Annotated in this window: 26 protein-coding genes; 20 read left to right on the forward strand and 6 right to left on the reverse strand. The window is 73.4% G+C overall.

The genetic code is table 11. The annotated features are described in order from the left end of the window. Window positions 1–93: 93 nt before the first annotated feature. From ACZ4M3_RS23360 to ACZ4M3_RS23425, 14 genes are all read left to right on the forward strand, one after another. A complete protein-coding gene (locus ACZ4M3_RS23360) occupies window positions 94–1368 on the forward strand; it encodes a GAF domain-containing protein (RefSeq protein WP_467736037.1) in 1275 nt (424 codons plus the stop codon). 13 nt (window positions 1369–1381) lie between these two features. After that, a complete protein-coding gene (locus ACZ4M3_RS23365) occupies window positions 1382–1945 on the forward strand; it encodes a GNAT family N-acetyltransferase (protein ID WP_467735585.1) in 564 nt (187 codons plus the stop codon). 97 nt (window positions 1946–2042) lie between these two features. Next, on the forward strand, window positions 2043–2750 hold the full coding sequence (locus tag ACZ4M3_RS23370; protein WP_467735586.1) for a hypothetical protein: 708 nt from the start codon (window positions 2043–2045) through the stop codon (window positions 2748–2750). 132 nt (window positions 2751–2882) lie between these two features. Beyond that, the gene (locus tag ACZ4M3_RS23375; protein WP_312847410.1) at window positions 2883–2966 is read left to right on the forward strand and encodes a putative leader peptide; all 84 of its coding nucleotides are present in this window, start codon (window positions 2883–2885) and stop codon (window positions 2964–2966) included. A 223-nt stretch (window positions 2967–3189) separates the two neighbouring features. Continuing rightward, the gene (locus ACZ4M3_RS23380) at window positions 3190–4899 is read left to right on the forward strand and encodes a nitrite/sulfite reductase (protein ID WP_467735587.1); all 1710 of its coding nucleotides are present in this window, start codon (window positions 3190–3192) and stop codon (window positions 4897–4899) included. Beyond that, window positions 4896–5075: a hypothetical protein gene (locus ACZ4M3_RS23385; protein ID WP_467735588.1), complete on the forward strand. Its 180-nt coding sequence runs from the start codon at window positions 4896–4898 to the stop codon at window positions 5073–5075. The genes ACZ4M3_RS23380 and ACZ4M3_RS23385 overlap by 4 nt, the downstream gene beginning before the upstream one ends. Next, window positions 5072–5773, forward strand: a complete 702-nt coding sequence (locus ACZ4M3_RS23390; protein ID WP_467735589.1) for a phosphoadenylyl-sulfate reductase — start codon at window positions 5072–5074, stop codon at window positions 5771–5773. Before ACZ4M3_RS23385 ends, ACZ4M3_RS23390 begins: the two co-directional genes overlap by 4 nt. A 44-nt stretch (window positions 5774–5817) precedes the next feature. Continuing rightward, entirely contained in the window at window positions 5818–6363 is a 546-nt protein-coding gene (cysC, locus tag ACZ4M3_RS23395; protein ID WP_467735590.1) for an adenylyl-sulfate kinase, read from the forward strand. After that, the gene (gene cysD / locus ACZ4M3_RS23400) at window positions 6360–7295 is read left to right on the forward strand and encodes a sulfate adenylyltransferase subunit CysD (protein WP_467735591.1); all 936 of its coding nucleotides are present in this window, start codon (window positions 6360–6362) and stop codon (window positions 7293–7295) included. Before cysC ends, cysD begins: the two co-directional genes overlap by 4 nt. Window positions 7296–7297: 2 nt before the next feature. Beyond that, window positions 7298–8644 carry a sulfate adenylyltransferase subunit 1 gene (locus tag ACZ4M3_RS23405; protein ID WP_467735592.1) on the forward strand — a complete coding sequence of 449 codons (1347 nt, stop codon included), beginning with the start codon at window positions 7298–7300 and terminating at the stop codon, window positions 8642–8644. 215 nt (window positions 8645–8859) lie between these two features. Then, entirely contained in the window at window positions 8860–9990 is a 1131-nt protein-coding gene (locus ACZ4M3_RS23410; protein WP_467735594.1) for an aliphatic sulfonate ABC transporter substrate-binding protein, read from the forward strand. A 34-nt stretch (window positions 9991–10024) separates the two neighbouring features. Beyond that, window positions 10025–10816 (forward strand): ABC transporter ATP-binding protein, encoded by a 792-nt coding sequence (locus ACZ4M3_RS23415; RefSeq protein ID WP_467735596.1) that lies wholly within the window; start codon window positions 10025–10027, stop codon window positions 10814–10816. Then, a complete protein-coding gene (locus tag ACZ4M3_RS23420; protein ID WP_467735598.1) occupies window positions 10803–11702 on the forward strand; it encodes an ABC transporter permease in 900 nt (299 codons plus the stop codon). Before ACZ4M3_RS23415 ends, ACZ4M3_RS23420 begins: the two co-directional genes overlap by 14 nt. A 5-nt stretch (window positions 11703–11707) precedes the next feature. Continuing rightward, window positions 11708–12466 carry a sirohydrochlorin chelatase gene (locus ACZ4M3_RS23425; RefSeq protein ID WP_467735600.1) on the forward strand — a complete coding sequence of 253 codons (759 nt, stop codon included), beginning with the start codon at window positions 11708–11710 and terminating at the stop codon, window positions 12464–12466. A gap of 82 nt (window positions 12467–12548) precedes the next feature. On the opposite strand, the gene ACZ4M3_RS23430 is transcribed toward ACZ4M3_RS23425, so the two are convergent. Both ACZ4M3_RS23430 and ACZ4M3_RS23435 read right to left on the reverse strand, forming a co-directional pair. Then, on the reverse strand, window positions 12549–13550 hold the full coding sequence (locus tag ACZ4M3_RS23430; protein WP_467735602.1) for a ketopantoate reductase family protein: 1002 nt from the start codon (window positions 13548–13550) through the stop codon (window positions 12549–12551). A gap of 56 nt (window positions 13551–13606) precedes the next feature. Further along, window positions 13607–14173, reverse strand: a complete 567-nt coding sequence (locus ACZ4M3_RS23435) for a DUF1697 domain-containing protein (protein ID WP_467735604.1) — start codon at window positions 14171–14173, stop codon at window positions 13607–13609. 149 nt (window positions 14174–14322) lie between these two features. Here ACZ4M3_RS23435 and ACZ4M3_RS23440 point away from each other — a divergent pair, with 149 nt between their 5' ends. Beyond that, the gene (locus ACZ4M3_RS23440; protein WP_467736039.1) at window positions 14323–15174 is read left to right on the forward strand and encodes a phosphotransferase enzyme family protein; all 852 of its coding nucleotides are present in this window, start codon (window positions 14323–14325) and stop codon (window positions 15172–15174) included. 35 nt (window positions 15175–15209) lie between these two features. Here the strand turns inward: ACZ4M3_RS23440 and ACZ4M3_RS23445 are convergent, their stop codons facing one another. Beyond that, a complete protein-coding gene (locus ACZ4M3_RS23445; protein ID WP_467735606.1) occupies window positions 15210–15923 on the reverse strand; it encodes an exonuclease domain-containing protein in 714 nt (237 codons plus the stop codon). 104 nt (window positions 15924–16027) lie between these two features. Further along, a complete protein-coding gene (locus ACZ4M3_RS23450; protein WP_467735608.1) occupies window positions 16028–17287 on the reverse strand; it encodes an SAV2148 family HEPN domain-containing protein in 1260 nt (419 codons plus the stop codon). A gap of 285 nt (window positions 17288–17572) precedes the next feature. Between ACZ4M3_RS23450 and glgX the strand changes: the two genes are divergently transcribed. From glgX to ACZ4M3_RS23470, 4 genes are all read left to right on the forward strand, one after another. After that, complete coding sequence (gene glgX, locus ACZ4M3_RS23455; RefSeq protein ID WP_467735610.1) at window positions 17573–19690, forward strand: glycogen debranching protein GlgX; 2118 nt, start codon at window positions 17573–17575, stop codon at window positions 19688–19690. A gap of 150 nt (window positions 19691–19840) precedes the next feature. Further along, window positions 19841–22036 (forward strand): malto-oligosyltrehalose synthase, encoded by a 2196-nt coding sequence (gene treY, locus ACZ4M3_RS23460; RefSeq protein WP_467735612.1) that lies wholly within the window; start codon window positions 19841–19843, stop codon window positions 22034–22036. A gap of 109 nt (window positions 22037–22145) precedes the next feature. Next, on the forward strand, window positions 22146–22511 hold the full coding sequence (locus ACZ4M3_RS23465) for a hypothetical protein (RefSeq protein ID WP_467735614.1): 366 nt from the start codon (window positions 22146–22148) through the stop codon (window positions 22509–22511). Window positions 22512–22639: 128 nt separating this feature from the next. Beyond that, the gene (locus tag ACZ4M3_RS23470) at window positions 22640–23902 is read left to right on the forward strand and encodes a M14 family zinc carboxypeptidase (RefSeq protein ID WP_467735616.1); all 1263 of its coding nucleotides are present in this window, start codon (window positions 22640–22642) and stop codon (window positions 23900–23902) included. Here ACZ4M3_RS23470 and ACZ4M3_RS23475 read toward each other — a convergent pair. Together ACZ4M3_RS23475 and ACZ4M3_RS23480 are read right to left on the reverse strand one after the other, a co-directional pair. Continuing rightward, complete coding sequence (locus tag ACZ4M3_RS23475) at window positions 23892–24371, reverse strand: GNAT family N-acetyltransferase (protein WP_467735618.1); 480 nt, start codon at window positions 24369–24371, stop codon at window positions 23892–23894. The two genes, ACZ4M3_RS23470 and ACZ4M3_RS23475, sit on opposite strands and share 11 nt — an antisense overlap. Before the next feature lie 57 nt (window positions 24372–24428). Next, window positions 24429–24992, reverse strand: coding sequence for an FHA domain-containing protein (locus ACZ4M3_RS23480; protein ID WP_467735620.1), 564 nt, complete (start codon window positions 24990–24992; stop codon window positions 24429–24431). Between the two features lie 116 nt (window positions 24993–25108). Between ACZ4M3_RS23480 and treZ the strand changes: the two genes are divergently transcribed. Then, window positions 25109–26860 (forward strand): malto-oligosyltrehalose trehalohydrolase, encoded by a 1752-nt coding sequence (gene treZ, locus ACZ4M3_RS23485; protein WP_467735622.1) that lies wholly within the window; start codon window positions 25109–25111, stop codon window positions 26858–26860. Window positions 26861–26863: the final 3 nt, after the last annotated feature.

The raw sequence follows: 26863 nt of genomic DNA on the forward strand, positions 1-26863 counted from the left end.
ACGAGTCACACGGTCAGCGACTTGACTGCTCACGGGGAGGTTCCGGTGGCCGACACCGCAGGCAGCACGGTCGATGTGGCGCGCATCTCCGCCATGGACGCACGGGAGGCGGCGCGGCTGCTCAAGGGGGTACGTGCGGCGGCGCTGGCCGGCGACCGGCTCCCGGCCGCCCCGCGTCCGGAGATCGCGGAGTCCTGGCGGCGGATGCTGGCCGGCGGGGTGCATCCGGACCGCGACGCGCGCTCGCGGCTGCTGTCGGCCGCCGAGACCGAGGAGCGGCGGCAGCTCTCGCCGCTGCGGGAGCTGCTCCCGGTGCTGCGCGAGGGCCTGCTGCCCGCGCTGGACGAGGCCCTGCACATCATGGTCATCGCGGACGCGGACGGCCGGCTGCTGTGGCGGGAGGGGCACGCCTCGATCCTGCGCCGGGCCGACCGGCTGGGCTTCGCGGTGGGCGCCGACTGGGCGGAGGCGGTGGTCGGCACCAACGGGGTCGGCACTTCCCTGGTGACCCGCCGGCCGGTCCAGGTGTTCTCGGCCGAGCACTTCGTCTCCAGCCATCACGACTGGACCTGCGCCGGGGTCCCCGTACGCGACCCGCGGGACGGCCGGCTGCTGGGGGTGGTCGACGTCAGCGGCCCGTTGGCCACCATGCACCCGGCGACGCTGACCTGGGTGACCTCGGTGGCCCGGCTCGCCGAGCGGGAGCTGCGGATCCGGCACCTGGAGTCCCTGGAGCGGCTGCGGACGGTCGCGGCCCCGCTGCTGGCGCGGCTGCCGGGGCGGGCGCTGGCCGTGGACCCGCTGGGCTGGACGGCCGCCGCGACGGGGCTGGCCCCGGCGGACCGGATCCCGCTGCCCAAGGGGTTCGGGCCGGGGCGGGTGTGGGTGCCGCAGCTGGGGCACTGCGCGGTGGAGCCGCTGCCGGGCGGCTGGCTGCTGCGGATCGAGGAGTCGCGTACCGGCGCGGGGACCGCGAGCCGGGTGGTCCTGGACCTGAGCCGGGCCGGGTCGTGGTCGGCGACCGTGTACGGGGCCGCGGGCAGCTGGTCGCTGGAGCTGAGCCCGCGCCACGCCGAGCTGCTGTTCCTGCTGGCGGAGAGCCCGCGCGGGCGTTCGGCGGCGGAACTGGCGGCCGAGCTGTTCGGGGACCCGAGCCGGACGGTGACGGTCCGTGCGGAGATGTCCCGGGTGCGCCGGAACCTCGCCGGGGTGCTGGCGCACCGGCCGTACCGGTTCGCGCAGGACGTGGAGGTGGAGCTGGTCCGCCCGGCGGTCCCCGCGCAGCTGCTCCCCCACTCCACGGCCCCGGCGGTGGTCCGGGCCCGGCTGGGCCGTGCGGGCGCCTGGGGGCCCCGGGAAGTCATGTGATTCCCTGACCTGCATGAGTACGTTCACCCTGACCACCTGGTCGCTGGAAATGACCTCGCCGGACAACCTCGTGCCGGCCGCCGTACCGGGCCCGGAGATCACGATCGCCCGGGCGGAGGTCCCCTCGCCCGAGTTCAGCCGGTTCCTCTACGCCTCGGTGGGCGGGGACATCCACTGGACGGACCGGCTGTCGCTGACCCGCGCCCAGTGGGTGGAGCAGCTGGGACGGCCCGGGGTGGAGACGTGGGTGGCGTACGACCGCGGTACGCCCGCGGGCTACGTCGAACTCGACCCGCAGCCCGACGGTGTGGTGGAGATCGTCTACTTCGGCCTCCTCCCGGACTTCCGCGGCCGCCGGATCGGGGGCCACCTGCTGTCGGTCGGCACGGCCCGCGCGTGGGACCTCGCGGAGCGGTGGCCCGAGCTGGCGCCCACGCGCCGCGTATGGCTGCACACCTGTAGCCAGGACGGCCCGACGGCGATGGACAACTACCTGCGCCGGGGCTTCAAGCTCTTCAGGACGGAGACGGAGGAGAAGCGGCCGGCCCCGACCCCGGGCCCCTGGCCGGGGGCGTAGCCCCTGGCCGGGGGTACGCGCGCGGGTCGGCGTGGCACCGGAGCGGCGGGGGCCGCGCGGGCGCATGCTGGACCTCCGTCGAACGTAGGCGAGGGTCATGAGTGCCGCACGTCCACCAGAGCCGGCCGACGAGGGCGGCGAGCCCTCCGGGGGTTCGCAACGGGATGCCTCCGTCCCCGGCCGCCGACGCGGGTTGTCCGCCCGCCTGTACAGCTGGCAGGGCCTGCTGGGCACCCTGATCACCGCCGTGGCCGCCGTCGTCGTGGCGCTCATCGCCCGGACACCAGGGGAGCCGCACCCCGCGCCCACCCCTTCTCCGGCCACCGCCTCCCCGATCAACCCTCCTCCGGTGGCAGGGCCCGTGGTGGGCATCCATCTGACCCGGGAGCGCGACGATCCCGCCGCGCCCGCGCCGGCCGTCCTCGTCGACTTCGAGGGGACGGTCACCGGGCTCGACGCCGGTTCGACGGTCTTCGCACTGGTCCGACGGCCCGATGAGCATTCGGGCTGGCCGGCCGCCCTCGCCGAGGTCGACCGGCGCAACGGAACGTGGAAGGCCGTGGTCCACGTGCCGCGCCCGCAGCCCCCGCTGGTCATGACGGCCGGGGTGATCTCCAGCGGTTTCAGCGCCGCGCACCCGCCGGGCGCCGGCCTGCCCCCTTCCGTGCCCGCCCCGTCCCCCGGGGGCCCGGAGCTTGAGAGACTCCGGAAGGACGGGCCCGCCGCGGCCGGCGTCGAGACTTCGGCGCCCTACCGGTCCGTCTCGCCCGAAACACCCCGGCCGGCGGCTTCGGCAACGCCGTGACCGGAAACGGATACCGGGGTTCCGGGGGCGTCCCTCGTGATGCAGGTCACTTCGTTCCACGATCCGAGACGACATCGTCCGAATCCTGGACAGTAGTGGACTCCTCCAATCGGGCCATGCCACGCTTCCGCCATGAATGGAGCTGGAATTGCCTTGGTGAGTCGGCGGCACGTCGACCTCGGCCGCATGTCCAGCGCCATCTGTCCGGCGCGCTGACGGAACCAGCAACCGCCGCACATCGCCGCCGTCCCCGCTGCCGCGGACGCGTCGACCCCGAGGCCGCACGGCCTCCGCAAGCCCCCTGACGGCTGAAATCCGCCCTGCTCACCGGCACAACCGGATCCGGCGCGGCCATCAGCCACACCTGCTCAGCGTGCAGGGGTCACGCCGCCGCTCCCCCTGACCACGCCTTTGAGCCGCCGAAGAAGGACGTACCGCCATGGCCGCCACCCCCGAAACGCCCGCAGCCGCCGCGCCCGCAGCCGCCGCGCGCCGCAAGACCGGCCGTCACCGCGGTGAGGGCCAGTGGGCCGTCGGACACCACACCCCCCTCAACGGCAACGAGCAGTTCAAAAAGGACGACGACGGTCTCAACGTGCGGACACGCATCGAGACGATCTACTCCAAGACCGGCTTCGACTCGATCGACCCCAACGACCTGCGCGGCCGCATGCGCTGGTGGGGCCTGTACACCCAGCGCAAGCCCGGGATCGACGGCGGCAAGACCGCGATCCTGGAGCCGGAGGAGCTGGACGACAAGTACTTCATGCTGCGCGTGCGCATCGACGGCGGCCGGCTGACCACCGAGCAGCTGCGCGTCATCGGCGAGATCTCCGAGGAGTTCGCCCGCGGCACCGCCGACCTCACGGACCGGCAGAACGTGCAGTACCACTGGATCCGGATCGAGGACGTCCCGGAGATCTGGCGCCGGCTGGAGGCCGTCGGCCTCTCCACCACCGAGGCCTGCGGTGACACGCCCCGCGTCATCCTCGGCTCGCCCGTCGCCGGCATCGCCCAGGACGAGATCATCGACGGCACGCCCGCCATCGACGAGATCTACCGCCGCATCGTGGGCAACCCGGCCTTCTCCAACCTGCCGCGCAAGTTCAAGTCCGCCATCTCCGGCTCGCCGCTGCTCGACGTGGCGCACGAGATCAACGACATCGCCTTCGTGGGCGTGAACCACCCCGAGCACGGCCCCGGTTTCGACGTGTGGGTGGGCGGCGGCCTCTCGACCAACCCCAAGCTGGGCGTGCGCCTGGGCACCTGGGTCTCGCTGGACGAGGTCCCGGACGTCTACGAGGGCGTCATCTCGATCTTCCGCGACTACGGCTACCGCCGGCTGCGCACCCGCGCCCGGCTGAAGTTCCTCGTCGCCGACTGGGGCGCGGCCAAGTTCCGCCAGGTGCTGGAGGACGAGTACCTGAAGCGCAAGCTCACCGACGGCCCGGCGCCCGAGCAGCCCACCGGCCAGTGGCGCGACCACGTCGGCGTGCACCGCCAGCAGGACGGCCGGTTCTACGTGGGCTTCGCGCCCCGCGTCGGCCGGGTCGACGGCGCCACCCTGACCAAGATCGCGGACGTGGCCGAGCAGCACGGCTCCGGCCGCCTGCGCACCACCGCCGAGCAGAAGATGATCGTGCTGGACATCGAGGAGGACCGGGTCGACTCCGTGGTCGAGGCCCTGGAGGCGCTGGACCTGCGGGTCAAGCCGTCCCCGTTCCGCCGCGGCACGATGGCCTGCACCGGCATCGAGTTCTGCAAGCTGGCCATCGTGGAGACGAAGGCCCGCGGCGCTTCGCTGATCGACGAACTGGAGCGCCGCCTGCCCGACTTCGCCGAGCCGATCACCATCAACATCAACGGCTGCCCCAACGCGTGCGCCCGTATCCAGGTGGCGGACATCGGTCTCAAGGGACAGCTGGTCCTGGACGAGGACGGCAACCAGGTCGAGGGCTACCAGGTGCACCTCGGCGGCGCGCTCGGCCTGGAGGCTGGCTTCGGCCGCAAGGTCCGCGGCCTCAAGGTCACCTCGGCCGGCCTGCCGGACTACGTGGAGCGGGTCGTCACGCGCTTCCAGGAGGAGCGCGAGGACGGCGAGCGCTTCGCCGCCTGGGTCGGCCGCGCGAGCGACGAGAGCCTGTCGTGAGCGAGCGCGCCGCACCGTTCTACTGCCCGTACTGCGGCGACGAGGACCTGTTCCCCCACGAGACGGGTCACGGCGCCTGGGAATGCCGGGCCTGCAACCGAGCCTTCCAGCTGAAGTACCTCGGGCTGCTGGCCCGGGGCGTTCGGTCGGACCAGCCTGGAGGGGAAGACAAATGATGACGACTCAGCACACACGGGACCTCAAGTCGCTGGCCGAGCAGGCGGGCCGGGACCTGGAGGACGCCTCCGCGCTGGAGATCCTCACCTGGGCCGCCGAGACCTTCGGCAGGAAGTTCGCCGTCACCTCCTCGATGGAGGACGCGGTCGTCGCCCACCTGGCGTCCCGCGCCTTCCCCGGCGTGGACGTGGTCTTCCTCGACACCGGCTACCACTTCGAGGAGACCATCGGCACCCGGGACGCGGTCGAGGCGGTGATGGACGTCAACGTCATCACCCTCACCCCGCGCCAGAGCGTCGCCGAGCAGGACGCCCAGTACGGCCCCGGGCTGCACGACCGGGACCCGGACCTGTGCTGCGCGCTGCGCAAGGTCAAGCCGCTGGAAGAGGGCCTGGCCGGGTACGAGGCGTGGGCGACGGGCCTGCGCCGCGACGAGTCCCCGACCCGGGCGAACACCCCGGTGGTCGGCTGGGACGAGAAGCGGCAGAAGATCAAGGTCTCGCCGATCGCGCGCTGGACGCAGGACGACGTGGACGCGTACGTCGCGGAGCACGGCGTGCTCACCAACCCGCTGCTGATGGACGGCTACGCCTCCGTCGGCTGCGCCCCCTGCACCCGCCGGGTGGCGGAGGGCGAGGACGCGCGGGCCGGCCGCTGGGCCGGGCGGGCGAAGACCGAGTGCGGACTGCACGGCTGATGACGGACCTCGAAGCAGTGAACGAACCGACGGAGACGAGAACGATGAGCGTGAGCGACCAGGGTGCCACCGTGTGGCTGACCGGGCTGCCGAGCGCGGGCAAGACCACCATCGCGTACGCGCTGGCCGAGCGGCTGCGCGCCGAGGGCCACCGCGTGGAGGTCCTCGACGGCGACGAGATCCGCGAGTTCCTCTCCGCCGGGCTGGGCTTCAGCCGGGCGGACCGGCACACCAACGTGCAGCGGATCGGCTTCGTCGCCGAGCTCCTCGCGAGCAACGGCGTCAAGGCGCTGGTCCCGGTGATCGCGCCGTTCGCCGACAGCCGCGAGGCCGTCGCCAAGCGGCACGCGGCCGAAGGCACCGCCTACCTGGAGGTCCACGTGGCCACTCCGGTCGAGGTCTGCTCCGAGCGCGACGTGAAGGGCCTGTACGCCAAGCAGGCGGCGGGCGAGCTCTCCGGGCTGACCGGGGTCGACGACCCGTACGAGGCTCCGGTCTCCCCGGACCTGCGGATCGAGTCGCACACGCAGTCGGTGCAGGAGTCGGCTTCGGCCCTGTACGCGCTGCTCACCGAGAGGGGTCTGGCATGACGACCGTCGCCCACCTGCACGACGGGACCGACGCTCCCTACGCGCTGTCCCACCTCGACGCCCTCGAATCGGAGGCCGTGCACATCTTCCGCGAGGTGGCGGGCGAGTTCGAGAAGCCGGTGATCCTGTTCTCCGGCGGCAAGGACTCCATCGTCATGCTGCACCTGGCGCTCAAGGCCTTCGCGCCCGCGCCGGTGCCCTTCACGCTGCTGCACGTCGACACGGGGCACAACTTCCCCGAGGTGCTGGAGTACCGCGACCGCACGGTCGCGGAGCACGGCCTGCGCCTGCACGTGGCCTCCGTCCAGGAGTACATCGACGCCGGCAAGCTGCGCGAGCGGCCGGACGGCACCCGCAACCCGCTCCAGACGGTTCCGCTGACCGAGGCGATCCAGCGGCTGAAGTTCGACGCCGTCTTCGGCGGCGGCCGCCGCGACGAGGAGAAGGCCCGCGCCAAGGAGCGCGTCTTCTCCCTGCGCGACGAGTTCTCCCAGTGGGACCCGCGCCGCCAGCGCCCCGAGCTGTGGCAGCTGTACAACGGCCGGCACGCCCCGGGCGAGCACGTGCGCGTCTTCCCGCTCTCCAACTGGACCGAGCTGGACGTGTGGCAGTACATCGCCCGTGAGGGCATCGAGCTGCCGCAGATCTACTTCGCCCACGAGCGCGAGGTGTTCAAGCGGAACGGCATGTGGCTGACGGCCGGCGAGTGGGGCGGTCCGAAGGAGGACGAGACGCCCGAGAAGCGGCTCATCCGCTACCGCACCGTCGGTGACATGTCCTGCACCGGCGCCGTCGACTCCGACGCCACCACGCTGGACGCCGTGATCGCCGAGATCGCCGCCTCCCGGCTCACCGAGCGGGGCGCGACCCGCGCCGACGACAAGATGTCCGAGGCCGCGATGGAAGACCGCAAGCGCGAAGGGTACTTCTAGCCATGACCTCCACCACCGAGCAGTTCGCCGACGTGTCGGCGACCACGCTGCTGCGCTTCGCGACCGCCGGCTCCGTCGACGACGGCAAGTCCACGCTGGTCGGGCGGCTGCTGCACGACTCCAAGTCGGTCCTGACGGACCAGCTGGAGGCCGTGGAGGCCGTCTCCGCCCGGCGCGGGCAGGACGCACCCGACCTCGCGCTGCTCACCGACGGCCTGCGCGCCGAGCGGGAGCAGGGCATCACCATCGACGTGGCCTACCGCTACTTCGCCACCGCCCGGCGCCGGTTCATCCTCGCCGACACCCCCGGGCACGTGCAGTACACCCGCAACATGGTCACCGGGGCGTCCACCGCCGACCTGGCCGTGGTCCTCGTCGACGCCCGCAACGGCGTCATCGAGCAGACCCGCCGGCACGCGGCCGTCGCGGCCCTGCTGCGCGTGCCGCACGTGGTCCTCGCCGTCAACAAGATGGACCTCGTCGGCTACGCGGAGGCGGTCTTCGCGGAGATCGCCGAGGAGTTCACCGCGTACGCCTCCGACCTGGGCGTCCCCGAGATCACCGCGATCCCGATCTCGGCCCTGGCCGGCGACAACGTCGTGGAGCCCTCGGCGCACATGGACTGGTACGGCGGCCCGACGGTGCTGGAGCACCTGGAGACGGTCCCGGTCAGCCACGACCTGACCGCCTGCCCGGCCCGCTTCCCGGTCCAGTACGTGATCCGGCCGCAGACCGCCCAGCACCCCGACTACCGCGGCTACGCGGGCCAGATCGCCTCCGGCGTGCTGCGCGTCGGCGAGGCAGTCACGGTGCTGCCGTCGGGCCGCACCTCGGTCATCGAGGGCATAGACGCGCTCGGCGAGAGCGTCGACATCGCGTGGGCGCCGCAGTCGGTGACGCTGCGGCTGCGGGACGACATCGACATCTCGCGCGGCGATCTGATCGCCCCGTCCGCGAGCGCCCCGGCCACCACGCAGGACGTCGAGGCGACGGTGTGCCACGTCGCGGACCAGCCCCTGTCGGTCGGCGCCCGGGTGCTGCTGAAGCACACCACGCGGACCGTCAAGGCGATCGTCAAGGAGATCCCCTCGCGGCTGACCCTGGACGACCTGTCCCAGCACCCGGCCCCCGGGCAGCTGGTCGCCAACGACATCGGCCGGGTCGTCGTCCGTACCGCCGAGCCGCTGGCGCTCGACGCGTACGCCGACTCGCGCCGCACCGGTTCCTTCCTGCTGATCGACCCGGCGGACGGGACCACCCTGGCGGCCGGCATGGCCGGCCAGGCGTTCGCCGCGCACGCCGACGAGGCCCGGGCCGTCCAGGCGGACGACGAAGGGTGGGACTTCTAACCCATGCTCACCGACATCTACGCCGGCTTCGCCAAGGAGGGCGGCCGCATCGGCAGCGGCCGTCTCGGCAGCGGCCAGGGAGGGGTGGCGCGATGTGCGCGATGACGTACGCGCACTGCCTGCGCGCCCACACCCCCCACCAGCCGTACCCGCCCTCGCTCCACCGACGAAGACCCGCGCCGTGATCCCACGGCGCTCCGAGAGGAAGCCCTTCCGTGCCTGCCACCGGTACCCCCGCCCGTAAGACCCTTCGCCGCGGCGTCGTCGCCGCCGCCGCCCTGCCGCTCCTGATCGGTGGGCTCGCCTCCTGCGGCTACGGCTCCGAGGCGAAGAAGGACGACGCGAAGACCACCGCCGTCCCTGCGGCCGACGCCAAGAAGCTCTCCGCCTCCGAGGTCCGCATCGGGTACTTCCCGAACCTGACCCACGCCACCGCCCTGGTCGGCCTCCAGGAGGGCCTGATCGCCAAGGAGCTCGGCGGCACGACGGTCAAGCCGCAGACCTTCAACGCCGGTCCGTCCGAGATCGAGGCCCTGAACGGCGGCTCTCTCGACATCGGCTTCATCGGCCCCTCGCCGTCGATCAACGGCTACGTGAAGTCCAAGGGCTCCAACCTGCGGATCATCTCCGGTTCCGCCTCGGGCGGCGTCAAGCTGGTGGTGAACCCGGACAAGATCAAGACCCTGGACGACCTCAAGGGCAAGAAGATCGCCACCCCGCAGAAGGGGAACACGCAGGACGTCGCGTTCCTCAACTGGATCGCCCAGAAGGGCTGGTCGGTCGACCCCGAGTCCGGCAAGGGTGACGTCTCCGTCGTCCGTACGGACAACAAGGTGACCCCGGACGCCTTCAAGCAGGGTTCGATCGACGGCGCCTGGGTGCCCGAGCCCACGGCCTCCAAGCTGGTCTCCGACGGCGGCTCCGTCCTCCTCGACGAGACCTCCCTGTGGCCCGACAAGAAGTTCGTGATCACGAACGTCATCGTGTCGCAGAAGTTCCTCAAGGAGCACGCGGACGTGGTCGAGGCCGTCCTCAGGGGCACGGTGAAGACCAATGAGTGGATCAACGCCAACCCGGAGAAGGCCAAGGCGTCCGCCAACGCGAAGCTGGCGGCGGACGGCGGCAAGCCGCTCGACGCGAAGGTGATCGACCCGGCGTGGCCGAGCATCCTCGTCACCGACGACCCGCTGGCGAGCACCCTCAAGACGGAGTCCGACTGGGCGGTCAAGGCCAAGCTCATCGAGCAGCCCGACCTGACCGGCATCTACGACCTGACGCTCCTGAACAAGGTGCTCAAGGCCGCCGGCAAGCCCGAGGTCTCCGACGCCGGTCTCGGCGTCAAGTAAGCCCGTAACCCGAATCCCCCAGGAGGTGACGACCATGGCCACCACGTTTGCCAAGGCTGCCGAGGGCGCGGTCGCGGAGCGGACGCACGCCGCGCGCATCGAGCACGTCTCGAAGTCCTTCCCCGGCCCGGCCGGATCGCAGCTCGTCCTGGACGACATCAGCCTCGATGTCGCTCCCGGCGAGTTCGTCACCCTCCTGGGGGCCTCGGGGTGCGGCAAGTCCACCCTGCTCAACCTGGTCGCCGGTCTCGACAAGCCCAGCGCGGGCAGCATCGAGACCGCCGGCCGCCCCGCGCTGATGTTCCAGGAGCACGCGCTGTTCCCCTGGCTCACCGCGGGCAAGAACATCGAACTGGCCCTGCGGCTGCGCGGGGTGGCCAAGGCCGACCGCAAGCCGGAGGCGGAGCGGCTGCTGGAGCTGGTCCGGCTCGGCGGGGCGTACGGCAAGCGGGTCCACGAGCTGTCGGGCGGCATGCGCCAGCGCGTGGCCCTGGCCCGCGCCCTGGCCCAGGACAGCCGGCTGCTGCTGATGGACGAGCCGTTCGCGGCGCTGGACGCCATCACCCGGGACGTGCTGCACGGCGAGCTGACCCGGATCTGGGCGGAGACCGGCCTCTCCGTCCTGTTCGTCACGCACAACGTCCGCGAGGCCGTGCGCCTCGCCCAGCGCGTGGTCCTGCTGTCCTCGCGGCCCGGCCGGGTCGCGAAGGAATGGACCGTGGACATCCCGCAGCCGCGCCGCATCGAGGACGCGGACGTCGCGGAACTGTCCCTGGAGATCACTGAACACCTGCGTGGGGAGATCCGCCGCCATGGCCAGCACTGACATCAAGCCCAAGGGCAAGGCCGACGGTACGGACGACCTGGCGGGCCTGGAGGCCGGCCTGGACGCGCTCGACGCGGTCCAGACCCACCGCACCCCGGTCCGTGAGGTCCTCGTCAAGAAGGTCCTGCCGCCTCTCGTGGCCGTCGGCCTGGTCCTCGCCGTCTGGCAGGTCCTCGTCTCGGCGCAGGTCGCCGACGCGACCAAGCTGCCGGCGCCGTCCGCGGTGTGGGACGGCCTGACCGGCATGTGGCTCAAGGGCACCCTGCTGGACGTCATCTGGACCAGCGTCTCGCGCGGTCTGCTCGGCTTCCTGCTGGCCCTGGCCATCGGCACCCCGCTCGGGCTGCTGGTCTCGCGGGTGAAGTTCGTCCGCGCCGCCATCGGCCCGATCCTGTCCGGCCTGCAGTCGCTGCCCTCGGTGGCCTGGGTGCCGCCGGCGGTGATCTGGCTCGGCCTTAACGACTCGATGATGTACGCCGTCATCCTGCTCGGCGCGGTCCCGTCCATCGCCAACGGCCTGGTGTCGGGCGTCGACCAGGTCCCGCCGCTGTTCCTGCGGGCCGGCCGGACGATGGGCGCCACGGGGCTCAGGGGCACCTGGCACGTGGTGCTGCCCGCGGCGCTGCCGGGCTACCTCGCCGGTCTCAAGCAGGGCTGGGCCTTCTCGTGGCGCTCGCTGATGGCCGCCGAGATCATCGCGTCCTCCCCCGACCTGGGGCTGGGTCTCGGACAGTTGCTGGAGAACGGCCGGAACAACATCGACATGCCGGGCGTGTTCCTCGCGATCTTCCTGATCCTCATCGTCGGCATCGCCATCGACCTGCTGATCTTCAGCCCGGTCGAGCGGTGGGTGCTGCGCAGCCGCGGCCTGCTGGTCAAGGGCTGAGTCCCGTGTTCCGCGCCCCCGTCCTCCTCGTCATAGCCCACGGCAGCCGTGATCCGCGGCACGCCGAGACCGTGCACGCCCTGACCCGGCGGGTCCGGGCGCAGCGGCCCGGGCTGCGCGTGGAGACCGCGTTCCTGGACTTCGACGCCCCGACGGTGGCGCAGGTCCTCGGCCGTCTCCACCGGTCGGGGGTACGGGAGGTGGTGGCGCTCCCGCTGCTGCTCACCCGGGCGTTCCACGCGAAGACGGACATCCCCGCCGTGCTCGCGGAGGCCTCGGCCGGCCTCCCGGGCCTCTCGGTCCGGGTCGCGGACGTGCTCGGGCCGTCGCCGCTGCTGACGGCGGCCCTGGAGCGCCGGCTCCGCGAGGCCGGCCTCACCCCGGCGGACCGCGCCGGCACCGCCGTGGTGCTCGCGTCCGCCGGTTCATCGGACCCGGAGGCGATCGCAGTGATCGCTGAAATCGCGCGGGAGTGGCGGCACACCGGTTGGTGCGCCGTGCGGCCTGCGTTCGCCTCCGCCTCGCTGCCCCGTACGGAGGACGCCGTACGGGCCCTGCGGGCGGAGGGCTTCCGCCGGATCGCGGTCGCCCCGTACGTCATCGCCCCCGGCCGGCTGCCGGACCGCATCGCGGAGGGCGCGCAGGCGGCGGGCGCAGACCTGGTGGCACCCGTCCTCGGGGCGGCCCCGGAGCTGGCCCGCCTCCTCCTCCACCGCTACGACGCGGCCGCCTCCCCTCTTACCGCCCTCCCCCTGTCGGCCTGACCCCCGCCCGGCCCGCCGGGGGCACCCACGCCGCCCGGCACAAACCGAGCCCGCCCGTCGATCGGCGGGGCACCGGCAGCGGCTACCCTCGCGCCACCGCCTCGTCGGCCAGGGCCGTCAGGTCCTCGGCCGACATCGCCCCCGGCGGCAGCCCTTCCCGCGCGAAGATGTTCGCCGCATGCCGCAGGGTGTCGTTCACCGGCGTGGCGACCCCGTGCAACCGCCCCAACAGGCAGATCTCCCCGTTGAGGTAGTCCGCCTCCACCGAGCCGGTCCCGCGCGCCAGGCTCTGCCACGACGACCCGCCCCGCACCCCCGCCGGCTGGTCCACCTTCCCGTCGCGGGCCGCCGACTGCTCGGCCTCCGAGACGTAGCCGATCCCGGCGGCCTCGTACGCCGCCTTCGCCTCGCGGATCGCCCGGAGCAGCAGCGCCGCCTTCGCCGGGGCGGGTTCGGGGCCCGTCGTCGCCTGGATGGCGTTGCCGAGGTTGCCCAGCAGCTTGGCGTACTTCCACCGCATCACGTCCTCGACGACCGGTGCCCCGAAGCCCGCCTTCTCCAGGTCGGCGGCGATCGCCCGCACCCGGGCGTCCGTTCCCCCGGCCGCCCGGCCCAGGTGCAGGATGCCGGTCAGCGGTGCGCACAACGCCGAGACCACGCCCGGTTCCAGGAAGGTGGCGGGCAGCCAGACGCACACCCCGTACACGCGCGCGAAGCGCCGCAGGGCCAGCCGTTCGCTCTCCACGCCGTTCTGCAGGCACAGCACCGGCAGGCGCTGCGCCGCCGTGCCGCCGCCCGCGACCTCCGCGTCGCCCCAGGCGTCGAGCGCCGGGACCGCGTCCTGGGTCTTCACGGCGAGCAGCAGCACGTCATCGGGCCGCAGCTCGCCCAGTTCGGCCGGGCCGGTGACGACGGGCAACCGGTGGACCCGCTCTCCCCGGGCCGTGGTGAGCCGCAGCCCGTCCGCCGCGAGGGCCTGGGCGTGCGCGCCGCGGGCGACGAGGACGGCGTCCAGGCCCGCTTCGGTGAGCCGGCCGCCGATGGTCGCGCCGATCGCCCCGGCGCCGATGATGATGTACCGCATGTCCCGAGCCTGGCACATCCACGGCCCGGCGCCGCGGCCGGGGCGCCGGGCACCCGCTAATCCCGGGTCAGTTCGACCAGCTTGACGACGGTGTTCCAGTTGCGGGTCGTCGCGTCGAGGCCCTTGAGGAGGGCGGGGCGGTGCAGCGCCTCGCCCAGCTTGGAGGTGCCGAGGCCGCCCGGCGCGTAGAGGTAGACCGCGCGGTCGCCGAGGCGGAACTCCTCGGGGAGGAAGGCCTGCGCGTCGATGGCCGCGTACCGCTCCGGGGAGGGCTGGGCGGACAGGAACGTGACGTGGAGCTGCTTGCCTTCGAGTCCGGCGGCCGGGAACGGACAGGCCTCGGCCACGGCGCGCAGGTGCGGGCCGTCCACGACCAGGCAGGGGACGCGGAAGCCGAAGTGCGCCTCGATGGCGGCCTCCAGCTGCCGGGCGAGCGCGTCGGGGTCCTGTCCGGTGCTGCTGAACACGGCGTTGCCGCTCTGCAGGTACGTCCGGACGTCGGCGTGGCCGAGCTGCTCCATGACGGCGCGCAGCTCGGCCATCGGGACCTTCTTGTGCCCGCCGACGTTGATCCCGCGCAGGAGGGCGGCGTAGGTCGTGCGTGCTGGGGGCTGAGGGCTCATGCCCCGAACGATAGGACGCCCCACTGACAGTGCCGGTGGTACGGACGCTCGGGGCGGGGGCGCTCGGCGCGGTCCGGCTGCCCGGGCGGATGGCAGACTGGCCGTGACGTGGTGCGGGGACGATGCGGACAGGGACGGGCGGCAGCGGCATGGACGAGGCGCGGGCCAGGGGCGTACTGACGGCGGCGGGCGTCACCGGCGGGGCCGAACTGCTGGCCTTCGGCGAGAACGCCGTGTTCGCGGCCGGCGGCCTGGTGGTGAAGGTGGGCCGGGAGGCGGCGCTGCTGGAGCGGGCCGAACGGGAGGTCGCGGTCGCGGACTGGCTCGCCACGCACGGGGTGCCGGCGGTCCGGGCGGCCGAGCCGCGGGCCCGGCTGGTGGACGGGCACCCGGTGACGGTGTGGCACCGCCTCCCGGCGGCGTTCCGCCCGGCGGGCCCGCAGGACCTGGCGCTCCTCCTGCGGCGGATCCACGCCCTGCCCGCACCGCCGTTCGCGATGCCGGCGCGGGACCTGCTGGGCGGTGTCGAACGCTGGCTCCGGCTGGCCGGGGCCGCCATCGACCCGGCGGACGCCGCTTACCTGCGGGCCCGCCGCGACGGCTACGCCGGCCAGGTGGCGGCGCTGACCCCGCACTTGCCGCCGGGGCCGATCCACGGCGACGCGCTGCCCCGCAACGTGCACGTCGGCCCGGACGGGCCGGTGCTGGTGGACCTGGAGACCGTATCGGCCGATCTGCGCGAGCACGACCTGGTGGTGATGGCCCTCTCCCGCGACCGGTACGGACTGCCCGCCGAGTCGTACGGGGCGTTCGTGACGGCGTACGGCTGGGACGTGCGCGAGTGGCCCGGCTGCGCGGTGCTGCGCGGCGCGCGCGAGACGGCCAGCTGTGCCTGGGTCGCGCAGCACGCCCCGGCCAACCCGGCGGCCCTCGCGGAGTTCCGCCGCCGCGTGGCCTCCCTCCGCGAGGGCGACCCCGAAACCCGCTGGCACCCCTTCTGAGGGTCCCGCGCCGAGGCCCGCCGCCTGGGCCGGGGTCAGCGCCGGCGCGGGATGAGCGGCCAGGACGGTTCGACCACCGCCGCCGGGTCCGCGGTGCGCCGCAGGTACGCCTGGAGGGAAACCGACTGCTCGGCCGCCGCGCGCACCTGGAGCTCGTGCAGCTCGGCCAACGGCATCAGCCCCACGGGCCGGTGCCGCTCGGCCATGCGCCGCACCACCCGGGCGGCGGCCACCGCGTCCGCCCGCGCGTCGTGCGCGTCATCGAGCGGCACCCCGTAGTGGGCACACAGCGCGTGCAGGGCCCGCTTGCCCTTGCGGTACTTGTCGACGTGCTTGTCGATCACCAGCGGATCGATGACGGGCGACGGCGCGTCGCCCAGCCGCTCGCTGACCGACTCGACCGCGTACCGCCGGCATTCACGGTCGAGCAGCGACAGGTCGTAGCGGGCGTTCATCACCACCAGGGGCGTCCCCGTACGCAGGCCTCCGGCGATCGCCCGCACGATCTCCTCGATCGCGGCCGCGGCCGGCACCCCGTGCCGCCGGGCCCGCTCCGTCGAGATGCCGTGGATCGCCGACGCCTGCTCCGGTATCGCGACCCCGGGATCGAGCAGCCAGGTCCGCTCCCGCGAGACGGCCCCGTCGGGATCCAGCCGCACGACCGCCGCCGTGACGATGCGGTCGGTCTCCACGTCGGTGCCGGTGGTCTCCAGGTCGAAGGCGAGCAACGGCCCGCTGATCCAGCTCATCACACGCCCCCCGCCGGCGTTCCCCCGTGCCACGCCACCATGGCGTCCCTCCCCCGTACGTACATCCGGTCAACGGCTTACAGCCTGTCACGGGGCACTGACAGTCAGGACACCGGCCGGGAATCCTCCCACACCGACTCGAATTCCTCCCGGTACGTGGTGAAAAGTCCGTGGTCGGCGTCCTTGGGGACGCCCCGGCCGCCCCCGCGCAGCACCAGCACCGGGGCCTCCATGCCCCGCGCCCGCCGCAGGTACGACTGGACCACCGCGATGCCCGAGGACTCCCCCTCCACCAGGTACGCCGTGAAGCGCGGCGTCTCGTCGAACACGTGGATCTCGAACCGCGACGCGTCGCGCAGGCCGGCCCGTACCCGCCGTACGTGCAGGATGTTCATCTCCACGGACCGGCTCAGCTCGCCCTTGCGCAGCCCCAGCTCCCGCTCGCGCCGCTTGACGGCGCTGCTCGCCGGGTTCAGGAACAGCAGCCGCACCCGGCAGCCGGCCTCCGTGAGCCGGACGAGTCTTCGGCCGGAGAAGTTCTGGACCAGCAGGTTGAGGCCTATGCCGATGGCGTCCAGCCGCCGGGCACCCCCGAACAGGTCCTCCGCCGGGAGCTGGCGCTGGAGCCGCACCCGGTCGGGGTGCACGGAGATGACGTCCGCGTACCGGTCACCCACCAGGTCCTCGACGGCGTCGATCGGCAGCCGGTCCGCCCCCGGGCTGCCCGCCCCGCCGCCCAGCACCTCCAGCAGCCGCGCCGAGGCCCGCTCCGCCTGCTCCAGGACCGCCCGCGACAGGGCCCGGTTGCGGGAGACCACGTTGCGGGTGACCTCCAGCTCGTCCAGGGCCAGCTCGATCTCCCGCCGGTCGTCGAAGTACGGCTCGAAGCAGGGCCAGTGTTGGACCATCAGCTCCCGCAGCTGCGGGAGCGTCAGGAAGCTCAGCACGTTGTCGTCGGCCGGGTCCAGCAGGTAGCCCTTGCGCCGGCTGACCTCGCGTACGGCCACCGCCCGCTGGACCCACTCCTGCCCGGCGGGCCCGGCCGCCGCCACCACCCAGTCGTCCTGGCCGTGCACGGGCTCGTAGATGGGGCGCAGCACCGCGCCGACGACGGCCCGCAGCCGCTGTTCGATGAGGTTCAGCCAGATGTACGCGCGGCCCGCCCGCTGCGCGCGGGTGCGTACCTCGCTCCAGGCGTCCGCGCCCCAGTCCAGCTCGGCCCCGGCGCGGGCGCTGCCGGGCTCCGGCGGGGCCAGCGACACCGCCCCGGCCGGCACCCCGGCCTGCGCGCTGCCAGGGGCGTCCGCCGGGCCACCCTCGTGCCCGCTGTCACCAGGGGGCAGCTCCAGACCTCCCGAGCTCACCCGTGCACCGCCTTCTGCGTCTGGACGCCCGTCTCCAGTGATCACGGAAGGGTACTCCGCGCGTGCGGCCCGACGCAGCCCGATGGCCCGTACACCGACTGTCCGTTGACCCATTATCCGATGCGCGGACAGTCCGCTGACCCGGATATCAGCTGTCCGGGTCACCCGGTAGAACCACCCCAAGTCCACGCGTGGCGGCCTCCTTTCGGGGAAGATCTGGCAGAGACGTTGTCCATGCCCGATCAGCCGGGACGTCAGCCGACACCGAGGGAAGAGTCGTTATCTATGCAGGTCTGGCCGGGACAGGCGTATCCGCTGGGTGCCACGTACGACGGCGCCGGAACCAACTTCGCTGTCTACTCCGAGGCCGCTCGGCGGATCGAGCTGTGCCTGCTGCACGACGACGGCTCGGAGACCGCCGTCGAGCTCCGCGAGACGGACGCCTTCGTCCGGCACGCCTATCTGCCCGGCGTCATGCCCGGCCAGCGCTACGGCTTCCGCGTCCACGGCCCGTACGAGCCCGAGCACGGCATGCGCTGCAACGCGGCCAAACTGCTGCTGGACCCGTACGCGCGGGCGATCAGCGGCAGCGTGGCGTGGGGCGAGGAGGTGTACGGCTACCACTTCGGCCGGCCGGATTCGCGCAACGACCTCGACTCGGCCCCGCACACGATGACCTCGGTCGTGGTGAACCCGTACTTCGACTGGGCCAACGACCGGCCGCCGCGCCACGAGTACCACCACACCGTGCTGTACGAGGCCCACGTCAAGGGCCTGACCATGCGTCACCCGGAGCTCCCGGAGGAGCTGCGGGGCACGTACGGGGCGCTCGCCCACCCGGCGGTGATCGGGCACCTCACCAAGCTCGGGGTGACGGCGCTGGAGCTGATGCCGGTGCACCAGTACGTCAACGACCACCGCCTCGTCGACGACGGCCTGAGCAACTACTGGGGCTACAACACCATCGGTTTCTTCGCGCCGCACAACGGCTACGCGTCCGGCGACCGGGGCGAGCAGGTGCTGGAGTTCAAGTCGGCGGTCCGGGCCCTGCACGAGGCCGGGATCGAGGTGATCCTGGACGTGGTCTACAACCACACGGCCGAGGGCAACCACCTGGGGCCGACGCTGTCGTTCCGGGGCCTGGACAACGCCTCGTACTACCGGCTGGCGGACGATCCCCGGCACTACATGGACACCACGGGCACCGGGAACTCGCTGCTGATGCGGTCCCCGCACGTCCTCCAGCTGATCATGGACTCGCTGCGGTACTGGGTCACCGAGATGCACGTCGACGGCTTCCGGTTCGACCTCGCGGCCACGCTTGCCCGGCAGTTCCACGAGGTGGACCGGCTGTCTTCGTTCTTCGACCTGGTGCAGCAGGACCCGGTGGTGAGCCAGGTGAAGCTGATCGCGGAGCCCTGGGACCTGGGCGAGGGCGGCTACCAGGTGGGCAACTTCCCGCCGCTGTGGACGGAGTGGAACGGCAAGTACCGGGACACCGTACGGGACTTGTGGCGGGGGCAGCCGCGCACGCTCGCGGAGTTCGCGGGGCGGCTGACCGGCTCCTCGGACCTCTACCAGGACGACGGCCGGCGGCCGCTCGCCTCGATCAACTTCACCACCTGCCACGACGGTTTCACCCTGCACGACCTGGTCTCGTACAACGAGAAGCACAACGAGGCCAATCGCGAGGGGAACCGGGACGGCGAGACCCACAACCGGTCCTGGAACTGCGGCGTGGAGGGAGCGACCGAGGATCCGGAGGTGCAGGAGCTGCGCGAGCGCCAGATGCGCAACTTCATGGCGACCTTGATGCTCTCCCAGGGCGTTCCGATGCTCAGCCACGGGGACGAGTTCGCCCGGACGCAGGGCGGCAACAACAACGCCTACTGCCAGGACAACGAGCTGTCGTGGGTGAACTGGCCCGAGCCGGGGAAACCGGCGCCCGCGCTGCTGGAGTTCACCCGCCAGATGGTGTGGCTGCGCCGGGACCACCCGGTGTTCCGGCGGCGCCGGTTCTTCCACGGCCGGCCGGTGGAGGGCACGCACGACGAGCTCTCGGACATCGCCTGGTTCACCCCGCACGGCGAGGAGATGCGGGCCCGCGACTGGCAGGCGCAGCACGCGCGGTCGCTGACGGTGTTCCTCAACGGCGAGGCGATCTCCGAACCGGGCTCGCGCGGGGAGCGGATCACCGACGACTCGTTCCTGCTGATGTTCAACGCGGGGGCCGAGCCGCAGGAGTTCACCGTCCCGGCCGGGCACGGGGCGCGGTGGCTGCTGGTGGTGGACACGGCGAAGCCGGACGTCCTGCCCCCGGGCACCGGTACGCAGTACGCGGCCGGCGACCGGGTGCCGCTGACGGGCCGCTCCCTGGTGGTGCTCCAGCGCCCCGCCGCCTGAGGGCTGCCGCCGTCCGCCAGGCCGGCGTCGGGGTGCGGTCACCCGGATGCGCGGCGCAAGGGCAAGGTATCCGGTTGGGCGGGTACCTAGGTTCTTATGAGCCAGTCATACGAACGCGTCCGACCGGCACCTGACGTTCCGACAGTCGCCATGCCGGCATCCACCTACCGCATCCAGCTCTGTCCCGAGTTCCCCTTCGCGGCCGCCGAGGCGGCCGTGCCGTACCTCGCCTCGCTCGGCGTGTCCCATCTGCACCTCTCGCCCTCCCTGGAGGCGGTGCCCGGCTCGACGCACGGGTACGACGTCACCGACCACTCCCGGGTGCGGGAGGAGCTGGGCGGTGAGGCGGGCCTGCGCGCGCTCGCCCGGACCGCGCGCGGCCACGGGCTGGGCCTCGTCCTCGACATCGTGCCGAACCACATGGCGGTCCCCTCGCCGCTGCGGCTGAACCGGCCCCTGTGGGAGGTGCTGCGGGAGGGACCCGGCTCGCCGTACGCGCGCTGGTTCGACATCGACTGGGAGGCCGGCGGCGGGCAGGTGCTGCTGCCGGTGCTCACCGGACCGCTGGAGGTGGAGTCGCTCGCGGTCGACGGGGAGGTGCTGCGCTACGGGGACCACGAGTTCCCGCTGCGGGAGGGGACCGCCGGGCTGCCGCTGCCCGAGCTGGCGGCGGCGCAGTGGTACCGGCCGGCGTTCTGGCGCGAGGCCCGCACCTCCCTCAACTACCGGCGGTTCTTCACGATCTCGGACCTCATCGGGGTCCGGGTGGAGGACCCGGAGGTCTTCGCGGCGACGCACGTCAAGATCCTGGAGCTGGTCCGGGACGGGGTGCTCCAGGGGCTGCGGATCGACCACGTGGACGGGCTGGCGGACCCGGAGGGGTACCTGCGGCGGCTGCGGGCGGAGGCCGGCGCGGGCTGCTGGGTGGTGGTGGAGAAGATCCTGGCCCGCTCCGAACGGCTGCCCTCCTCCTGGCCGGTGGCCGGTACCACCGGGTACGACGCGCTGCACCGGGTCGACGGGGTGTTCACCGACCCCGCCGGGGCCGCCGAGCTGGCCCGGGACTACCGCAAGTCCACCGGCGCGGACTCCTGGGCGGAGACGGCCGAGGCGTGCGCCCGGGAGGTGCTGACCGGTGATCTGGCGGCCGAGCTGGCCGCGCTGGAACGGTGGGCCGGCAAGGAACTGCGCGAGGCGGTGGTGGAGCTGCTCGTCGCCAACCCGGTCTACCGGCCGTATCCGGGCGGCCCGGGCCTGCCGAGCGAGGCCCTGGAGCGGGCGGCCGCACTGGCCGGGGCCGGCGCGGTGGACGGCGTGCGCGACCTGCTGCGCCGGGATCCCGCGTTCGCGGCGCGCTTCGCCCAGACCTCGGCGGCCCTGCGCGCGAAGTCGCTGGAGGACCGGGCCTTCTACCGCTGGGCCCCGCTGCTGTCGGCGACGGAGGTGGGCGGGGAACCCGGGGACCCGGCGGTGCCGGTCGCGGAGTTCCACGCGTACTGCGCGGACCTGGAGCGCCACTGGCCCGGCTCGGGGACGGTGCTGTCCACCCACGACACCAAGCGCAGCGCCGACGTCCGGGCCCGGATCGCGGTGCTGTCCCAGGCCCCGGAGCTGATGGCGGGAGCCGGCGCCGTCCCGGACCCCCAGCTGGCGTGGGTGGCGCGGCAGAGCGCGCTGGGCCTGGGGCAGATCCCCGACCGGGCGTCCCGGCTGGCGGCGGCCCTGCTCAAAGGGGCCCGGGAGGCGGCGCTGCGCACGTCCTGGACCGATCCGGACGAGGAGTACGAGGGGGCCGTCGTCGCCCCGCCGGAGGTGGACCTCCCGCCGGACCTGGCGGGGGCGGCCCGGGCCAACGTGCTCGGCATGACCGTGCTGCACCTGGCCATGCCCGGGGTGCCGGAGGTGTACCAGGGGGCGGAGACCGAGTACCGGGCGCTGGTCGACCCGGACAACCGCCGGCCGGTGGTCTTCCCGCGGGAGGAGCTGGCCCGGCTGGACGGGGGCGGTGTCCCGCACGGCCTGGCGGGGGAGAAACTGGCCCTGTCGGCGGCCCTGCTGCGGCTGCGGCGCACCCGACCGGAGCTGTTCACCGGCTACCGGCCGCTGCCGGCCCGGGGCCCGGCGGCCGGGCACTGCGTGGCCTTCGGCCGCTCGCCCGCCCTGATCGCGGTCGCCACCCGGCTCTCGCACCGGCTCGCGGCCGAGGGCGGCTGGCGGGACACGGCGCTCCCGCTGCCGCCGGGCCGCTGGACGCCGCTGCTGGGCGAGGGCGCGTACGAGGGGGAGGCGCTGCTGTCCCACCTGCTGGCCGACGTCCCGGCGATGGCCCTGGTCCGGGCGGAGTAGCCGCCCGGAGCGTGGGTGGCCGGTCGCGGTCGGCCGGTCGCGGTCGCACGTCCGCGACCGCGACCGCGATCGGCCACCCGTACGGCCCCGTCGGCGTTACCCTCCGAAGATGGAACGCGCAGAGGTCCTGAAGCGAGTCATCGGCATCCTCACCGAAGCCCAGGAGATCCGCAGGGCGGCCGAGGCCGGGGAGGACGGGGAGGTCCCCGCGGCGGAAGCCGGGGTCGTCACCCAGTTGCTGAACGAGATGCTGCCGTCGATCAGCGTTCCGGCCGAGTCCTCCCCCCAGCAGGTCGCCCGGCTGGTCGCCGAGGCGCTCGGGCCGGCCCTGCACACGATGGTCGCCGGGTTCAGCCTGGCCTTCACCAGTCTCGCCATGGCGCACGACGGCGGCCGTACGGACCTCTCCTCGATCGAGGTCCTCCAGCAGCTCGCCCTCGAAGTGGAGTCGGGGGCCTTCGACGAGGGCCCCTGAGTCCGGCCGGAGCCGGGTCCTCCGGATCACCCCCGGCAAGGCGTTGGCCAGGGCTTTTCCCGGATTTTCGGAGAACTGCGGGGCACGCGGAGCAGTACGGGACGGGCGCGGCGGGCATGGCATGAGGTGTGACCCTCCTTCGCGACATGCGCTACCCCGCTCCGCACCAACTCGCCCTGGCCGCACGCTCCCTGTCGGTCGAGAACCCGGCCCGGGCCCGACTGCGCCGGGCCGGCCTCTCCCGGGGCGGGGAACCGCTCTGGGTGCTGTCCGTCGGCGCCGCGCGGCCGGACGAGAACGTACTCGTCGTCGCCGGGGCGCACGCCAACGAGCCCGTCGGCGGGGCGACGGCGCTCGCCCTGGCCCGCCGCATCATCGCCGAGCCGGCCACCGCGAACGGCTGCGGCTGGCACTTCCTGCTCTGCGCCGACCCGGACGGCGCGGCCCTGCACCGCACGCCCCGCCCGTACTCGCTCCTGGAGTACCACCGGGCCTTCTTCCGGCCCCCCGGGCCCGAACAGCCGGAGTGGGCGCCGTCTTTACTGCCCCCGGACCGGCTGCCACCCGAGACCGTCGCCCTGACCGCGCTGATCGACGAACTGCGGCCCGTCCTCCAGGTCTCCCTGCACGCCACCGATCTCGGCGGCTCCTGGGTGCAGCTCACCCGGGACATACCCGGCCTCGCGGAGCCGTTCGCGAAGTCGGCCGCCGAGCTGCGCATCCCGGTCGAGACGGGGGCCTCGGACGCCACCGGCTGGCCCTCCCCGGGGCCGGGGATCTTCGTCATGCCGGAGCCGGGGTCCGGACCCGACGGGAGCTTCCACCCCGAGGACACCCGGCTCAGCACCTGGTACCACGTCCACCGCTACGCGGGGACCACCGCGATCGTCGAAGTCCCGATGTGGGCCTCCGACTCGGTGGACGACCCGGCTCCGCACCCCGACCCCCGGCGCGCCCTGCGGATGTTCGCGGGCCGGCTCAGCGCCGACTGCGCCCGGGTGGCCGCCGTACGGGACGAGGTACGGGACTGCCCGCTGCCGGGCGGGGTGGCGCCGCTGCTGCGCGCGGTGGACTGGACCCTGGCGCTGGTGCCGCGGGTCACCGCCGAATGGACCGGCCCGGGGGCTCCCAGCGAGGCCACGGCGGCCCACATCGGCAGCATCGACGCCTTCGGGCGCCGGCTCTCGCTGCGCGCCGCCGCGATGCTGCTGCGGGTGCTGCGGGCGCAGCGGCATCCGGCCGCGGCCGGGCTGGACCGGCTCGTCACCGGCTGGTGCGAGGAGTTCGCGGCGCGCTTCCAGGCCCGCTGGGTGCCGGTGGCCACCCAGGTCGAGCACCAGTCCCGGACGGTGCTCGCGGCGTGCGAGCGGCTGACGGCGGTCATCCGGTAGCGGGCGGGCCCACCGGGAGGGAGTAGCGCCGCTTGGCGCGGCCGGTGGCACCGAGCCGGTCGTAGAAGCGGATGGCGCCCTCGTTCCAGTCGGGCGTCTGCCACTCGACGTGCCCGAGGCCCCGCTCGCGGGCGACGCCGGCCACGCCGTCCATCAGCGCGCCGCCCAGGCCGTGCCCGCGCGCCTCCTCCGCGAGGTAGAGGCAGTCCAGGTGCAGGAAGGGCAGGCCGTCCCAGAAGGAGAACTCCTCGGAGCAGGCGGCGTATCCGGCGATCTCCCCCTGCGGGGTCTCGGCGAGCAGCACCCACACCCGTGCGTCGGGCGCGAACAGGACGGGACCGAGGCGGTCCTCCAGTCCCGGCGGGCGGGGCTGCGACTTCTCGTACGCGACGTGCTCGTGGATCAGTTCGACGATGCGCGGCAGGTCCTCGGGGCGGGCCGGGCGCACCACGGCCTTGTGTTCGCTCATGTCCTCCATCCTGCGCCCCCGGGCCGGCCGCGACCCGACCGGCCCGTACCCGACGGCTCAGCCCGCCGTCAGCCGGAACGCCATCCGGCCGAACCCGACGTGGTCGCCGTCGCGGACCATCGCGGAGCCGGTCACCCGTCGTCCGTTGACGGTGGTGCCGTTCGTCGAACCGAGGTCCGTGAGCACCCACACGCCGTCGCGCAGGCCGAGTTCGGCGTGCGCCCGGGAGACGGTCTCGTGACTGAGCCGCAGCCCGTTGCCCGGGTCCCGGCCGATCCGCAGCGGCGCCGCGCTCGGGTGCGGCATCAGCAGGGTGGGCAGTTTCTCGGCGCGCCAGGCGCGGCGGACCCCGACGCTGACGGCCGAGACCCGGCCCACCCAGCCGAACAGCCGACGCGCCCAGGGGCTTTCGCCCTGCTCGCGCGCCTGGAGGTCGGCGGTCAGGGCGGCGAGTTCCTCGGACCGGCGGGCGACCAGCGCGAGTTCCATCCGCCGCAGGAAGGTGTCGTGGGACAGCCTGCCCAGGGCGGCCCCTTCCCGCAGCTCCTCCAGCACTCGGTCGCGCTGCGCGTCGGAGACCCGCGGCGCGGGATAGGCGGGGAACTCGAAACTGGACGTCACAGGGTGATTGTCGGCCCGTCGTGGGCAAAGTGTCCAGAACTCCCCCGCCCCGGACGGGATGATGGGCCCGGCAAGGGCGACAGGGCCAGGTACCGCCGGAGACGAGGGGACCGTCCGTGCAGTTCGAGGTGTGGGCACCGCAGACAGGTCGGGTCGCCATGCGACTGAACGACACCGCCTACGAGATGACCCGCGATCCCGCGCCGGACCGGGCCGGCTGGTGGGTCGTGGAGGCCCCGGCCGCCGACGGGGACCGGTACGGGTTCCTGCTGGACGACGATCCGCGGCCGCTGCCCGACCCGCGCGGCCGCCGGCTGCCGGACGGTCCTGACGGGCTGTCGGCCGTGGTCGACTTCACACCGCTCCATCCGGACGCCCCGGCCCCGCGCATCCCGCTCCAGGACGCCGTCCTCTACGAGCTGCACGTCGGCACCTTCACCCCCGAGGGCACCTTCGACGCGGCCGCCGCCCGCCTCCCGCACCTCACCTCGCTCGGCGTCACGCACGTCGAGCTGATGCCGGTCTGCCCCTTCCCCGGCCGGCACGGCTGGGGGTACGACGGGGTCGCGCCCTGGGCGGTGCACGAGCCGTACGGGGGCCCGGCGGGGCTGGCCCGGTTCGTGGACGCGGCGCACGCGGCCGGACTGGGCGTGGTGCTGGACGTGGTCCACAACCACCTCGGGCCGTCCGGGAACCACCTCCCCGCCTTCGGCCCGTACTTCACCGACACCCACCGCACACCGTGGGGCGCGGCGGTCAACCTGGACGCGCCCGGCTCCGACGAGGTCCGCGCGTACTTCATCGGCAGCGCCCTGGCCTGGCTGCGGGACTACCGGATCGACGGGCTCCGGCTGGACGCCGTGCACGCGCTGGCCGACGAACGGGCGCTGACCTTCCTGGAGGAGCTGGCGGCCGCCGTGGACGGGCTGGCCGCGGAGACCGCCCGGCCGCTGTTCCTGATCGCCGAGTCGGACCGGTGCGACCCGCACACCACGACCGCGCGGGCCGCCGGCGGCCTCGGCCTGCGCGCCCAGTGGAACGACGACTTCCACCACGCCCTGCACTGTGCGCTGACCGGCGAATCGCAGGGGTACTACGCCGACTTCGCGGTGGCCCCGCTCGCCGCCCTCGCCAAGACCCTGACCCGGGCCTTCTTCCACGACGGCACCTGGTCCTCGTTCCGGGGCCGCACCCACGGCCGCCCCGTCGACCGGCGCCGGACGCCCGCGCACCGCTTCGTCGGCTACACCCAGACCCACGACCAGATCGGCAACCGGGCGCTGGGCGACCGGCTCTCCGCCACGCTCTCCCCCGGGCTGCTCGCCTGCGCGGCGGCCCTCGCGCTGACCGGGCCGTTCGTACCGATGCTGTTCATGGGCGAGGAGTGGGGCGCGGACACGCCGTGGCAGTACTTCACCGACCACCCCGATCCGCAGCTCGCAGAGGCCGTACGGACGGGCCGGCGAAGGGAGTTCGCCGCGCACGGCTGGAAGGAGGAGGAGGTCCCCGACCCCCAGGACCCGGCGACCAGGGACCGGTCCTGCCTGGACTGGAGCGAGCCGGAGCGGGCCGGGCACGCCCGGCTGCTGGAGTGGTACCGCACCCTCGTGGCGCTGCGCCGCAGCCACCCGGACCTGCGCGACCCGGACCTGGCGGCGGTCCGGGTGGCCCACGACGAGGATCGGCGCTGGCTGACCTTCCGGCGGGGTGACGTGCGGGTGGCGGTGAACCTGTCCGCCGAGCCGGTGACGATCGCGCTGGGCCGCAACGGGGTCCGGGTACTGGCCTCCTGGGAGCCGCTGGAGCATCCCGGCGGGGACGGGCGGATCCACGTACCGGGCGAGTCGGCGGTGGTCCTGGGTCCGTGACCG

This window comes from Streptomyces sp. NPDC026522, from assembly GCF_055567555.1.